15 protein-coding genes are annotated in these 14,240 nt (G+C 48.5%); 6 read left to right on the forward strand and 9 right to left on the reverse strand.

Going from position 1 to position 14,240, the window contains the following annotated elements; translation table 11 throughout:
• Position 1 precedes the first annotated feature (1 nt).
• Positions 2-1,366: an MmgE/PrpD family protein gene (locus tag MD588_RS08870; RefSeq protein WP_265696745.1), complete on the reverse strand. Its 1,365-nt coding sequence runs from the start codon at positions 1,364-1,366 to the stop codon at positions 2-4.
• Positions 1,363-2,835, reverse strand: coding sequence for an aspartate ammonia-lyase (locus MD588_RS08875; RefSeq protein ID WP_265696746.1), 1,473 nt, complete (start codon positions 2,833-2,835; stop codon positions 1,363-1,365). Before MD588_RS08875 ends, MD588_RS08870 begins: the two co-directional genes overlap by 4 nt.
• A gap of 138 nt (positions 2,836-2,973) precedes the next feature.
• Here MD588_RS08875 and MD588_RS08880 point away from each other — a divergent pair, with 138 nt between their 5' ends.
• Together MD588_RS08880 and MD588_RS08885 are read left to right on the forward strand one after the other, a co-directional pair.
• A complete protein-coding gene (locus MD588_RS08880) occupies positions 2,974-3,918 on the forward strand; it encodes a LysR family transcriptional regulator (RefSeq protein ID WP_265696747.1) in 945 nt (314 codons plus the stop codon).
• 204 nt (positions 3,919-4,122) lie between these two features.
• On the forward strand, positions 4,123-4,878 hold the full coding sequence (locus MD588_RS08885) for a glutathione S-transferase N-terminal domain-containing protein (protein ID WP_265696748.1): 756 nt from the start codon (positions 4,123-4,125) through the stop codon (positions 4,876-4,878).
• A 35-nt stretch (positions 4,879-4,913) separates the two neighbouring features.
• On the opposite strand, the gene MD588_RS08890 is transcribed toward MD588_RS08885, so the two are convergent.
• Positions 4,914-5,780: a YDG/SRA domain-containing protein gene (locus MD588_RS08890; protein ID WP_265696749.1), complete on the reverse strand. Its 867-nt coding sequence runs from the start codon at positions 5,778-5,780 to the stop codon at positions 4,914-4,916.
• Between the two features lie 304 nt (positions 5,781-6,084).
• On the opposite strand from MD588_RS08890, the gene MD588_RS08895 reads away from it, so the two are divergent.
• Both MD588_RS08895 and MD588_RS08900 read left to right on the forward strand, forming a co-directional pair.
• Positions 6,085-6,678, forward strand: a complete 594-nt coding sequence (locus MD588_RS08895; RefSeq protein ID WP_265696750.1) for a hypothetical protein — start codon at positions 6,085-6,087, stop codon at positions 6,676-6,678.
• 130 nt (positions 6,679-6,808) lie between these two features.
• Entirely contained in the window at positions 6,809-7,258 is a 450-nt protein-coding gene (locus MD588_RS08900; protein ID WP_265696751.1) for a DUF3429 domain-containing protein, read from the forward strand.
• On the opposite strand, the gene MD588_RS08905 is transcribed toward MD588_RS08900, so the two are convergent.
• Positions 7,251-7,736: a hypothetical protein gene (locus tag MD588_RS08905; protein ID WP_265696752.1), complete on the reverse strand. Its 486-nt coding sequence runs from the start codon at positions 7,734-7,736 to the stop codon at positions 7,251-7,253. The two genes, MD588_RS08900 and MD588_RS08905, sit on opposite strands and share 8 nt — an antisense overlap.
• Before the next feature lie 400 nt (positions 7,737-8,136).
• Positions 8,137-9,063, reverse strand: coding sequence for a LysR family transcriptional regulator (locus tag MD588_RS08910; protein ID WP_265696754.1), 927 nt, complete (start codon positions 9,061-9,063; stop codon positions 8,137-8,139).
• Positions 9,064-9,295: 232 nt separating this feature from the next.
• Here MD588_RS08910 and MD588_RS08915 point away from each other — a divergent pair, with 232 nt between their 5' ends.
• A complete protein-coding gene (locus tag MD588_RS08915) occupies positions 9,296-9,868 on the forward strand; it encodes a cyclase family protein (protein WP_265696755.1) in 573 nt (190 codons plus the stop codon).
• A 98-nt stretch (positions 9,869-9,966) separates the two neighbouring features.
• On the opposite strand, the gene MD588_RS08920 is transcribed toward MD588_RS08915, so the two are convergent.
• From MD588_RS08920 to MD588_RS08930, 3 genes are all read right to left on the reverse strand, one after another.
• Positions 9,967-10,359, reverse strand: coding sequence for a glycine zipper family protein (locus MD588_RS08920; protein WP_265696757.1), 393 nt, complete (start codon positions 10,357-10,359; stop codon positions 9,967-9,969).
• Positions 10,360-10,535: 176 nt separating this feature from the next.
• On the reverse strand, positions 10,536-11,852 hold the full coding sequence (locus MD588_RS08925) for an ATP-binding protein (RefSeq protein WP_265696759.1): 1,317 nt from the start codon (positions 11,850-11,852) through the stop codon (positions 10,536-10,538).
• Positions 11,853-11,861: 9 nt separating this feature from the next.
• On the reverse strand, positions 11,862-12,593 hold the full coding sequence (locus MD588_RS08930; protein WP_265696761.1) for a response regulator: 732 nt from the start codon (positions 12,591-12,593) through the stop codon (positions 11,862-11,864).
• A gap of 248 nt (positions 12,594-12,841) precedes the next feature.
• Between MD588_RS08930 and MD588_RS08935 the strand changes: the two genes are divergently transcribed.
• Positions 12,842-13,375 carry a hypothetical protein gene (locus MD588_RS08935; RefSeq protein ID WP_265696762.1) on the forward strand — a complete coding sequence of 178 codons (534 nt, stop codon included), beginning with the start codon at positions 12,842-12,844 and terminating at the stop codon, positions 13,373-13,375.
• Between the two features lie 38 nt (positions 13,376-13,413).
• On the opposite strand, the gene MD588_RS08940 is transcribed toward MD588_RS08935, so the two are convergent.
• A complete protein-coding gene (locus MD588_RS08940) occupies positions 13,414-14,106 on the reverse strand; it encodes a DUF4336 domain-containing protein (protein WP_265696765.1) in 693 nt (230 codons plus the stop codon).
• Positions 14,107-14,240 lie beyond the last annotated feature (134 nt).

A 14,240-nucleotide genomic window follows, 5' to 3' on the forward strand; every position in this document is an offset into this window, starting at 1 on the left:
GTTATAAATTCAAAAGTTGATTGAGTTCTGCAAAGGTTGTAGCTTCAAAATTGGCCAATACCCTCAGCCAACATTGACACTTGTGCTCGCCAACCTTTGGCATCACACAAGCGGTAAATTTCTTGGCGACTTCCGCCTCAGACAACGGCTTTTGTGGGTTCCCCTTGGCAAGATCGTTTTCGATACTCAGCATTTCACCGCTTTTCAAGTGCACCCGGATCTTGACCGGCGCAGTGCCGATGAAGCCCAGTTTTTCAAGCTCGGGATCGACCCGCATCTGGATCTTCGGCATCAGCGCCTGAACACGGGGATCGCGCACCGCCTCATCGGTAAACTCGGCAAGTCCGACCGCGCCATGGATCAGACGGGCAGCTAAGGCATACTGCATCGAAAACTTGGCCTCGATGGCATTTTGCGGATGATTGCACACCAGCTCACGCGGCCCGAGCAGACTGGCACCAACCTGCAAATACTCGATATCCTTGGCTTCCAACGGGTTCTCTTTAAGCAGTGCATCCCAACAGTCAATCGCAGGGTGACTGCCGCTGCAGCACGGGTATTGCTTGAACACCAAACCGTTTTCCAGCAAATCCCATTGCCTGCCGAGTGTCACTTCGGCCCCTTCCAGTGAAGAGATACTGGTAAAACACTGGGCAAAGCCATCAGCGGCTTCTATCACGTTGGCCTGGCCTGTTACCCCCAGCATCGCGAGTTCAGCGGCGTTAACCCCATTAAAGGCGGCGAGTCCAGCATGCATCGCCTTGGTCTGACTGCCAAAATTCCCACGTACGCCGGAAGCCGAGGATGCGGCAATCGCTAACGCATGGGTCAAGGTCTCTTCGTCGAGTTCAAGCAAGACCCCGGCAGCAACCGTCGCACCGAACACCCCGATGGCCGGCGTAGTATGCCAACCTTGCTCCGAAAGCTGCGGCATCATCCATTTTGCAATCTGGTGCTGAGCCTCAACGCCTGCGATATAGGCGAGCAGGACACTATCACCACCCAGCTTACTTTCCTCGGCAGCCGCAAAAGCAACTGGCGCAACAGTCACGGTCGGGTGACCGATAGTCGCCCAGCTGACATCATCAAAATCAAGCGCATGAGAAGCCGCACCATTGGCATAGGTGGCATAAGCCATACTGGTTTTCTGCCCGGTGCCGAACACACTACAACTGCCCTGCGGCGCACGCTGCATGGCAAACTGCTGGAGCTTACGGGCTACCGGCATCTCACTTCCGGCGATGGTGACGGCGACATAATCGGTCAGAGCTGTCTTGGCAACCCGAATAACTTCATCAGGCACCTCATCCGACCGAAGATTCACGCACCAACGTGCGATCTGCGTTAATAAAGGGGCTAGCTTCATGCTGTTTCCTCAACCTGTTTTACCTGCTCGCCTGCACCGATAGAACCCGCCATCTCCTGCTGGTAACGGGTCACCGCGGCGGCACTGACCTTCGGATCGGTCATTACCATCGGATCCAGCAGATAGTTAGCCTGCTCAGGAGTCAATAGCTGCTCGGCCAACACCACTTCACGGACGCTGAGATTCTGGGCAAACGCCGTGGTTGCAATACGACTTCCCACTTTGTAACCAAACAGGGTCGCAATCACGGTTGCCAGCGCGGTACTCTTCTCGGCATATTCACGGCACACAGGTTCATTAGGCAGCAGATCTTTCAGGCATTTTTCGACAAACAATGGAATCGCATTGGTCAGCAGGGTGCAGGATTCAAACAGCGCCTTGATGATCACCGGTTCCCAGACATTCAGATCCAGTTCACCGCCTTCGACAGCCATGGTGATGGCAACATCGTTGCCAATCACCTGATAGGCGAGCTGGTTGATCAGCTCCGGCATGACCGGATTGATTTTGCCCGGCATAATGGAAGATCCCGGCTGAACGGCAGGCAGGAACAGCTCATTGAATCCGGCACGCGGGCCACTGCCCTGAATGCGAAAATCGGTCGCCATTTTTGACAGGAACGTCGCCAACTTTTTGAGCTGGGCGGCCACCTCAAGATAGGCATCGCCATTTTGCAGGCCGTCGAAGAAATTCTCCTCGGCAACAAACTGCTCACCGGTAATATCGCGCAGTTCGACGTACACCTGCTCCAGATAGCCTTCATGCGTCGACAATCCGGTACCGACCGCCGTCGCGCCCAATGGTAAATCCAGCGTCTGCTCGCTGGCCGTTTTCAGTGACTGGTGCAGGCGACGCACCTGATGCAGATAACCACTGAACTGCTGGCCGAGGGTGATTGGTACGGCATCCTGCAGACAGGTTCTGGCCAGCTTCACGACGTGATCGAAAGCCTGGGTCTTCTCATCCAGCATGGCCTCCAGAGCTGCCACTTCCGCAATCAGCTGATGCAGGTTCAGGCGGCAGGTCATCTTCATCGCTGCCGGGATCACATCGTTGGTCGACTGCCCCATATTGACATGGGTATTGGGATGCACCACTTCGTAGCCTTTGTGGCCGGTAAGGATTTCGTTGGCACGGTTGGCAATCACCTCGTTGGCATTCATGTTGGTCGATGTGCCGCCTCCGCCCTGAAAGATATCGATAGGAAACTGATCATCAAACCGGTTTTCCATCACCTCCTGCGAGGCCTGGACAATCGCTGCTGCCACCCTCTCGTCCAGCGCACCAATTTTGCAATTCGCCTTCGCCGCCGCCTGCTTAATCGCAGCGACCGACCACAGGTAATGAGGAACATCTACCGCCGTACGGCCAGAAACCGCAAAGTTATCGCGGGCCCGTACGGTCTGGATACCGTAATAAGCCTCGTCCGGTAACATCATCTCACCTAATACATCAGTTTCTTTTCTCATCACTAAATCCTACGTTTATCGTTAATACAGAGGATTTTATTTCAAGCAATGGCGGGAATATTTGAACTAGCTCCGCACTTGGCTAGCAGTGGGGAATATAATGGAGAGTATTAGTTGAACTTATAATATGGACCTTATATGGATTCAGTTGCCTTTGACCTTCGCCAACTCAGGACTTTCATATCTGTGGTAGAAACAGGCTCGTTCAGCAAAGCTGCCCAGCACCTCAACCAAACCCAGTCGGCCGTTTCACAGCTGGTGCAGAGCCTAGAGCAGGTGCTGGACTGCAAGCTGCTGGACAGGAGCAAACGCCCGATCAAGCTTACGCTGGCAGGCAGAGAGCTGTACGAACAGGGCGGCAAACTATTAGCTGAATCGCGCAAGCTGCAAGACTGGATGCACTCGATTGAGAAAGGCAAGCTACCCCACCTGAGGATCGGCATGGTCGACTCCGTTACCCAGATCGCCGGTATCGAGTTGCTCAAATACCTTCAACCCAAGGTGGCCCACATCAATCAGATGACCGGCACTGCACCGGAACTCTTGGCATCGCTGCAATCTGGCAAGGTCGATATCATCATTTCCATGACCAACCAGGACATCCCGCAGGAACTCGCCATGTTCCCGCTACTGAGCGAGCAATATGTGGTTGTAACCCCTGCAGACTGGGAAGCGAAAGATATTCATTGGCTGGCCAAAAACCAACCCTATATCGCCTATGAAAACTGGACACCGACCGGTACCCAGACCAACAACTGGCTAAGGTGGCGCAACTATAAGCCACAGAGCCAGTTCTCCCTCGATCGTGCTGACAACGTGCTGGGAATGGTAGCTGAAGGCCTAGGCTGGTCGCTATCCACACAAACTTTTTTGGCACGGCAATTTGAGCTACTGGATAGGCTCGAATGCCACCCGCTGCCAGCCCCCGGCATCACCCGTCAGTTAGCTGTGATCTGCCGAAAAGGCGAATTTGGCAACATGATCGAAGAATTTGTCGAAGATATTAGGAATATTATTCTCGGTAAAAAAGTGCGTGAAGTACAACGACGCTGGAGTTGGATAGAGGAGACAGAAAGAGATTAAGAGACCCAAACAACAAATGCCAAACCTCATCACAAACTTATGACATTGAAGTTTAATGCGATAAATTAAGGCGTAATGAGAAAAATAGTCGTTTGATGCTTTTTAGATTAAACACTCTATGTAATTACTGTAACGTCTTAGAGGCGTCAGCATTCACATTAAGCATTCATTCCATCTACCTCATTACGAATAACAGGTGAGCACATGAACCATTTACTGGATATCACCACATCAACGTTGGCTTCGACCTACCGATTCTGGCGCGGCACAACAGCCAGTAAAACCATCGCTCAGCCTGAAGAAATGCTTATCTTGTTCGATCAGGAAGGCTGCCCGAAATGCCGCCTGGTACGCGAGGTACTCACCGAGCTGAACTTGGATGTGGTTATTGCCCCCTGCCCTGTTGGCGGGCAGAACCTCACCAAATTCCATTCTGCTTTCGATAATATCAACCCGCCTATGCTGGTCGATCTCAATGGCTCCAACATCACCAAAGGAGCCGAAGACATCATCCATTACCTGTTTAGCCAATACAAAGCACAACAACCACCCAAGGCGTGCCTTGGCAAACTCAGAAGCGCCCTGACCTCCAATTTGGCTACAGGCATACGATTAGGTGCCGGCATCAAGGCAAAGCCATCGAAACAACCGGCCCTGCCGTTAATCTTGTTCAGCTTTGAATCCAGCCCGTTCTCCCGCCCAGTTCGTGAACGACTCTGCGAGCTCGAGCTGACTTATATCCTGGTCAACCTCGGCAAACAGCAATTCTCCGACATGGGTCCAGCCAGTTTCCACTGGAGCCTTACTGCCTACAAACCGCTGCCAAATACCAAACGGGATGAATTTTTCAAACAACACGGCAACGTGCAGGTGCCTTATCTTATCGATCCCAATACCGATACTGAGATGTTTGAGTCAAAAGATATTCTGCAGTATCTAACGGGAACTTATGGGGTTTAAAAACGACAACATCAGAGATATTGCTGTTTAATTATCTAATCAATCTTTTGATTATGTGCCTGATGGTAAGCAACAAAGTTAAGGTTTATTTTATGTTTTTTCGTTGTGACTAAATCACCATCAATTCCATTTAATGACAGATCTTCATTAATCGTGAAACCACCATTATCAAATAAGATGTGATGATTTGGGCACAAACACAAAATATTACTCTCATCATCAGGGCCGTTATGAGGCATACCTAAAGGCTGAATATGCGCAGCCTCTGCATATAAACCAGCGCTCGTCTCAAGTGCTAAGCCACAGACTTGGCACTGATAGCGATGCCACTCTTTAACTCTTTTGGCTTTTGTGGAGTCCCGGATAATTCGATTAACAACAACTGCTTTCCTTTCGGTTTCTTTATAGTCAGGCGAGTTATCTCGAATACCAGTTTGTTCCTTAGACTCTAACCGTTCACAAGACACTAAAGAGTAGTGCCAAATATAATGGCCTGAAATCCCTTTTTCACGCCAATAATCTTCCACCATGTAAAGACCCGCATAGCAGTAGCCTTCTTTGGGTGAAAACTCACTTTTATGCTTGTGACTTCTCGTTACGCGCACAGGTAACTGGTCAAGTTTACTTTTCGCAAGAGCAAGGTTTGTTCGAGTTAGTTGTTGGTCTGCTATTTGCCGGCCTGTATTTTCATCTCTGCCACCAGCGCCGGTATAAAGAATTCTATCGCCGTAATCTCGGTCATCTTCATAACCGCCAGACAGCACAATAGAATCAGCCCCTTCTTTACTAGAACCACTTATTCCAGCTTGTGTGGGTGGATGAATTCCAACTTTTGCTAGCTCGGCTCGATTAGCAAAAATCTGTCCCCGAGATATCCCTTCAATCTCACCAAACTTACGCATGCATACCTCATAACTGCACGTATCACGCTTTCATTGCGTGTATTGATAACAATGCAATTATGACCAATTTAGCAGTCACAAATAAGTCATTAGCAGCTAATATCAATTACTTATTGATAAAGTTTGGTATCCATCAAGTTTTAAACATGAACTACATAGAGATGCATAAACCATCTTCTGTTTAGACAAAACCAATCTATGATGAAAATCAAAAATAAAGATAGAGTCAATCGCGCTTTTATCAATGACAGGAGACAATGAAGGTCGACAAAACGCTCATTTATCAGCGTTCAAGGAGGGCACTATGTCTAAGAGTAAGATGCCTGAAAATAATAGGGTTGAGGCTAAGGTATCTAAGGATAAAAAGTCTAAAGCTACCAGGCTATTCATGCACTTCCTTACCCTTGCACCTGTTGCGCATCTCTTTGTCGGCATGCCTCTGTTCTTTGTGATTTTTGCAGGATCCATCAGCTATTTTGTCGGCCTCTGCCTTTACCTGCTTTCTCTTGTTATTCCAATCGATTTTACCGAATCACTGGCGCTGTCTTATACCGTGTCAGGAAAACTGCTGGTCGGCTCGACCATGTATTATGGCTGGCCTATCCCATTAATCAGCTTATTCCCGGTACTGTATCTGGCTTGTCTTATCTTTTTAAGGTACCGATTTGGCACGTCCAATTTTGCCTACTGGGTGTCGTATGACATTGAAACTATCTGGCGGGTAACACTGATTTCCTTTGCCGTGATGGCTGTCGGTGTTGTTGCGGGGCTCGGCATCAAAACCGCGGCAGTCTGTTCAACGGTTGTAACGACGCTATATTTACTCGTCAGAATTTATCGCTTCTATACACCATTATGGGGTGCGTATCTGCGCAAGATAAGTGCCTCTGACCACTAGCATCGATCGTAATAATACCTATGTTAACCCACCCTAGCCCCCCTTTTCAGGAAGGGAATTGAGAACGGTAATGCTCTGCTATGCTTTGAAAGTGCCTACTTTTTCAGCGATGCTTTTCAGGGAAAACACTATGGATCAATCACCCGACAAACTCATGTCACGCCTTGCCTACCTCGGCTTGCTACCTTTTATTATCAGCATTATCTGTATCTGGGCCGACAAAACCCTGTTTGGCCTTAGTGCCCAAAAAGTGTTTATTGCCTACAGTGCAGTTATCTTGAGTTTTTTAGCGGGGATTTTGTGGGGAAATGCCATCGATCACATCAAGCATAAGCTCAGCCGCAATGCGTTGATCCTTAGTATTCTATTCTCGCTAATTGCCTGGGGAGTATTGTTACATTCGCCCGAAACCTACGTGATATCGATTCTGGTGCTACTGTTTGGATTTGTTGCGGTATGGTTTGCGGAAATGAAAATCCGCCAAGTTGAAAAAGAAGGGAAGCCGGAAGGCTACCAGCCCATGCGTAACCGCCTGACTGGATTGGTAGCCATACTACATTTGGTCGCGTTGGCTAGCTAACGACTCGATTAAACGTGACCACCTCAAGGGTGCGCGGATGGATTATCAAGACTTGGTTCACGGTATATTGCTTCACTACAATATGGCCACTTTTGGGAATAATATTTTTTGCCGAACCGATCACATGGTGGGCTCTGAAAGCCTGACCGGTAATATTCAGTACACCGGTCACAGCACCCTCGGAAGTATCGTTGGCATTGGGGTTTAGAGAAAGAACAAAGCCACCCTTTTCATTCACTTTCAATAGGAAGTGATGACCATTGCTACTATATCCCTCCCAAGAGCCGACAGGCATCGGAACATCTTCCAATGTTGAGTAATGCGCATACAAGTCTTTGTACTCTTGGCTTTCCGGCTGATACTTGGCCGCAAAAAACTTATACTTCGACGGCTGCTCCGTTGGGGCATCTTGCAACAGAAAAAAACCAATAGCGGCAAAAGCAAGGCAAGCCAATAACAATTGAAGAAAGCGGATCACTACAGTTCCTTTTAATATCCATTCAATACAGCAGAGGAAGGATCACGGCCCTACCGATCTTACCCGTATTACTTCGGCTACATGAGGAATTTCTTTAGGCTTAGGAAAAACACTCAGCAACCTGTTTTCGAGAATCGGCTAGCATGCCACATTTCGCTCACAAATAAATATATGCAACCTCTATGGATCCTCTTTATGATTGTGCCCTTGATCACATTAATTTCGATTGATGTACCAATACAATGTTCAATATTCATGGCAAGCAAAATGCGCTCCCAAAAGGGGCTCGGTGGTCATAAACAGTGCCTGAATGCTTTTCCGTACATCCACTACAAGTTTCTTGGATATGCATAACGCTTTCAAGCAGATACCCATCAAGTTGCACACAACATCAAAAAAGTTAGTCATTACCGTTAACGCTATTGGCAATCAATTCCCGCAACCAGCGATGGCTGGGATCAAGTTCAAAATGTTTATTCCATAACAAAACATAGGCACCCGGCACCACGTCTACGGGAACCTCAAGGGTGTACAACTCAAAATGCTTGGCCATTTTGGCCGCATATCTTGCTGGCGCACAGAGAATAAGATCGCTCTGCTCACACAGGCTCATGGCACTGTAAAAGTCCGTCATGTTGACGGCAATATCGCGTTTCAAGTGCTTAATATTCAGCACTTCGTCAAGCAGCCACTGCTCGATACCACCAAAAGTAACCTGAAGATGGCGGTACTTAAGGAAAGTCGACAGGTCCCACTTTTCATGCAAAAGCGGGTGTTCTTTCCGGATTAAACATACCGGGTAGTCGCGCACCAGTTCGACATAGTTCAGGTCTGAGGGAATGTTTTTAATGTGCACTGGTGAGCGCTCATCCCATTCCCGACTGCAAATCGCCATATCAATTTCGCAGCGCAGCAACCTATCGATACTGCTATGACTCCATGTCTGGCTATTAAGGCTGACATTCGGCGCCTGAGCCAGTAGATCCGGCATGAAAAAGGGATAAGTTAGCGAGTAAGCCGTTTCCACCAAATCAATACGGAACTCGCGCTGGCTCAGCGCAGGCTCAAACGTTGCAGGGCGGGTAAACTGATCGAGTTGCTGCAAAATCTGATGCAGCTGCGGTGCTAGTTGCATCGCCCTCGGTGTTGCCCTTAGTCCGTGGGCCGTACGCTCAAACAACTGGTCATCAAAAGTCTCTCTTAGCTTGGCCAGCTGTTTACTCACGGCGGATTGGCTGAGGTACAAACGCGATGCCGCAGCGGTGACACTTTGCTCTTCAAGCAAAACCTCAAAAACTTTGAGTAAGTTATAATCGAAATGATTCAAAGCCTAACAACCTTAACTAAAACCACGATAAGCATCGCTATACGTTAACGGGAAATGAGCATTAATTCTATTCTAATTAAAAACTTACCTGCCATCGGATAACTAATGGTTAAGTTAATGACAGTCGCCCCCTTCACTCTGTCTTATTTTTGATATTTTTAGTCTTTATATTTGTAATATCCACATCTATTTCTCCCTAAACTGACGCCATCACTTCAAGGGAGGTAGCAAAATGAAGGCACAAACCACACTCCATATTCCCGTTAGTCTTGAAATCAACGAAGAACATCCGGCTTACCAGTGGGCCAAACAGCACTCGGATTCGGTCAACGCGCTAGGGCACATTGGCACCCATATCGACTGCTACACCAAAGTACCGCAGCAGAACCACTACAGCACCGAGGCTGTCATTATCGACTGCTCAGAACGGATGCCGAATATCGAGCAAATCACGGCACTGGCGCTTACCGGCAAGTCATTAGTGCTATACACCGCCAACCTTGAGAAAAATGGTTACGGCAACAAAGACTACGGAGATTTGGACACGACTCTTGATACCACTGTGCTAGATGCCATTTTGCAGCAATCCCCGGCCTTTATCGTGATTGACAGCTACGGGATCGGTGCACATGGTGACGAGCACATCCGCTTTGACAAGCGCTGTGAGGAGCATGGCTGCTTTGTGATTGAAAACGTGGTACTCACTAAAGCCATGCTAACCACACTCACCGCGCTTGACATCGAGTTTGACAAAATCGCGGCATCCACCGGCAAGCGCTGCGAAGTAACTGCGATACTCACCTAGTTCCGAGCCATCAAAAAAAGGCTATACAACGCTTTGGTTATATAGCCCTTTTTGTCAGCCTGAGGGAGAATGTTTACTCTATAGCCTGCTTTGATCAGTTACTTATCAAGGTCATACACGACGTAGCCTCTGTTATCCAGACAGCGGCGGAGTACTTTGGCCTGCACTTTCGTCGCATCCGTTGCGCCACCTATCGCTCCGGCACCACCACCAACAGCACCGCCGGCCACTGCACCAACCGCCGCACCCGCGATCCCTTCTTCAAGGCCACCGGCAATAGCACCGATAACCGCACCGGCAGCTGCACCGTTTTGTGCCTCGACTTTCGCTGACTCGGCCTTATCCACGTTCTCGGCATAAGACTGACAGTATGCGAAATCCTGATCATACTGTGCCTGGTCAACATTCGTCATATCAACAATCGGCTTTTGCTGATAGGCGCAGGCCGAAAGTAATGTCGCTAGCGTCGTGGCAATAAGGAGCTTATTCATCGGAGCATCTCTCTGTAAGGTACGGGGTAAGAACATCGTGTTATCAAGGTGTATTCACTGATACTTATTAAAAAACTGACAACAAATGTACGCCGTTTTATTATTACCTTGTATCAGCCCCTTGTCTGCATTTGTCGCTACCGATACAAAGCCATACATCGCAATACCCAAACCAGCTATTCTGTTAGGCTCGTTACCTTGTCTTCTTCCGGGTGAGCTTGCGGCAAGATGAGCGTAAAGCGCGCACCACCAGCATCACTCGAGCCAATTTCGAGCTTGCCCTGATGACGAGCCACAATTTGTGCCACAATCGCCAAGCCGAGGCCATGCCCCCCCGACTCACGATCCCTTGCCGTCCCGACCCGGTAAAACGGCTCTAGAATGCGCTCTCTTTCGGTTTCGGGGATCCCGATACCATCATCATCGATTTGAATATGCAGTGCTTGCTCACAACGAAAAACCCTGACAACAATTTTCTGCTGGGCATAGCGGGATGCATTGCGGACGATATTCGACACCGCGCGCGTCAGCTGGTACACATCGACACTGGCTCGCTCTTTGTGGGAACACTCCACAGCAATAGCGATGTCGGTATCTTTCTGACAGCTCGAAACCAGTTTATCCAACCAGGTACTGACATGGCCTGAAGTGACATTCAGCGGGATCGCCGCTCGCTCCATCTTGGCGAAGTAGAGCAGCTCTTCAATCATTTGCTCCAACTCGGCCATATCATCATGAATACCGGCAACATAACTCTGCTGCTCATACGATAGCCCGGAGTCTTCCAGCATTTCCAGTTGGCACTGCACCCGAAACACCGGTGTACGCAGTTCGTGGGCAACCGCATTGGTCAGTTGCTTGTGGCTGGTTATCAAGGCGGAGATTTTGTCCGCCATCTGGTTAAAACTGTTATTGAGTTGACCCAAGCGATCACCAGGCTTTTCCGAGGCTCTAATGGCAAAATCCCCCTCGGCAAAGGCCAATGTGGTCTGCTCCAGAACCCTAAACCGCCGGGATAGTACTTTTAGCATCAGGGCACTATAGATAGCGAATCCTGAATAGAAAAATAGCCACATCAACGTATCGTCGAAATCGAGATGCTCCCAGATTGGTTTCGATAGATCAGGGGAAATACTGTAAATCTGATGAGCATCACCATAAACAACATAAAAGCTATATGTATCTTCACAGTAAATTCGGCTCTGTTTCAAGTCGTCGATGATCTCGGCCGTTAGTTCAGGGCTTTGCCACTGATATGGCGTAATACTTAAATGACTTTCTTCTGCGTACCTGGTGAACAGCTCATCGGCACGGTGTTGACCCAAGTCACGGGCAACATCATCCAGAATCCCCATGACGCTATGCATCCGATCAACTTCGATAATCTCTTCGTAATCAGGCATCAGCTCTTGGGTTATATAGACATAGCTCAAAATGCTGAGAAAAAAGAGTACCGAAACACCAATAAAAAACTCGCAATACAATCGCTTCATCGCGTGTTCTTACCATCTGTCGGGGACAAAAAGATAACCTTTGCCGCGCACGGTGATGATTTTTCGCGGCAGTGTCGGGTTGTCCTTGAGCTTTTTACGTAGCGACACAATTTTATTGTCAATGGTGCGATCCAGGCCGTCGTACTCAATGCCCCGAGTGCTCTTGACCAAGAACTCCCTAGAGAGCACTTCGTCCGGGCGACAGGCCAGTAGCCACAACAAGTCAAATTCGCTATCCGTCAAACATATCGTCTCGTCATCAAGGGAGCATGACTTGCGGAGGCAGTTCAGATCCAAGCCACCATGGCTGCATTCTGTCGCTGTACTTTCTGATAGATTACCTACCACCGAAGAGTTGTCAGCAGCTGCTACCGGCTCTTCCTCGCCCCGGCGCAACAGCATACGAATACGCGCCAGCAACACTCTTGGTTTGATCGGCTTATTGACGAAGTCATCGGCGCCAATTTCCAGTCCGGCCACATGGTCAATATCATCATCGCTCGCGGTCAATATAAGGATTTTACTGTTAATCATAGGTCTTACATTTCTGCAAATCGTCAGCCCGTCGACACCGGGCAACATTAGATCCAGCACGACAAGATCGGGTTGATGCTGAATAATCGTATCCGTTGCCAGATGCCCGTCAGAGACGGTCACCACCTCAAATTGCTGCTGCCTGAAGTAGTTCGCCAACAGCTCGCAGAGCTTGAGGTCATCCTCTACCAATACGATTTTTTTCATATTTCCCCCAACAAATTAAACAGCGTTCAAAATCATGCCGAGCGCATTACATAATGAAATGGCATTTTTATCAAGCCGCAGTTTAAATTATTGATATGAATATCGATCGGAAACACATCAGGCAAATCAATCCAACGTGGATTCATGTCCAGTTTCACTTCCAACGATTGGATGCCTTGCCCCAATGGCAATTTTTTCCTGTACTTGAAGTACCACATTTTCAGTTTCAACCAATCAGACATACCAGCATGCAGAAGTTACGCTCTAATGCGCCATCCCTCTTATTGACGATACTTGTAAGTACACTGCTCGCCCCGCTCCCTGCAGCATCCGGCGATGCTCTGATTGAGTCATTACAAGGTTGCTGGCAAGGTAAGGCTATCAAGACCCCACGAGGCCCTTTGCCTTATCCAATTTGTTTCGAGATATCAGAAGAAAATACGCTATATGGCATTGCCAAACTCTCTGTCTCCCAGCATCACTGGCGCTTCTACCTTGGCAGCACGAAAACCCGACTGAAGTTTCTTTCAACTTTTGCCGGCAACCAAACACCAATCCATTTATCTCTCATTCACGATGACGCCGAACGCCTGATCTTCGCCGCAGATAACAAGCAATACCTGCAAGTAGAGATTAAGCAGCAACACGACGGGTATCAATTCACCATCAAACTAAAAGGCAAAGAGCACGTTATCATCCGTTTAGTGCCAGAAGACGTGACTGAAGAGGGGGCGACTCAAGAAGAGACAAGCCTAGAAAAAGACTTTGCAGAAAAGGATTAATGCCCATCGACGGTATTCACGATGGGCGTTGTGGTTCGTTACTTAAGGAAACGTACACAAAGGTCAGTAAACACTGACTTCGCATTTTCCTCAATAATATCACCATGGGTCACAATAATGCGCTCAAAATCCCAACCCTGAACGCTGCGAATAAATTCGGTGAACTTCGGCTTATCCTTGATCATAAAGCCCATTTTTAGCGGCGGAGCGACGCAGGTGCCCTTGAAGCCAATCGGCTGGAAAATATACTTGGTCATGACTCCGGCCAAGCCGGTCGGCACTTCATCCGGATAGTTCTGAATAAGATCGGTGACAATCAATGAACGGGTCTTTTTATGGAAAAATACCGTCTCGTTAAAAAATGGTACGGCGGGCATATATTCCCAATCCAGATCCTCGGGCCAGGCATTTTCAAGACCATCACGCAGTATATGGTAATTAGAAAGAGGCACTTTTCTCGGAATACCCGCACTGACATAGGCATCAGCCTCGGGGTAGGCTTCGCACCAGTCTTGCAACCAGGTGTTGTGAGCATTATTGGCCGCAACGATATATTTCACCTTGCCGAGCTGATCGATCTCCTGCTTCAACTCTGGGGACAATGCGGTAACTGAATGCAACCACAGCGACCCATCAGTGAGCTTCACCACCGTCATCCGCAGCCCGAGCTTGGTGCCAGCGAGTTTCATTGAATCATCATGTACCCATAGGTCATCTCCGATTTTTTGCATTTCCGGCCTCATTAGCTATTTGAATCTATTCAGTTATATTGCCAGACCTCTCGTATTTCGCATGCCCTATTGATCACAGAACATCGCTCAACTACGGCTGAAACCATGATCATTGTCGCAGGCTGGCATCTCTG

Origin of the sequence: Photobacterium obscurum (assembly GCF_026191635.1) — a bacterium.
In the GTDB taxonomy this organism is placed as follows: Bacteria; Pseudomonadota; Gammaproteobacteria; order Enterobacterales; family Vibrionaceae; genus Photobacterium; species Photobacterium obscurum.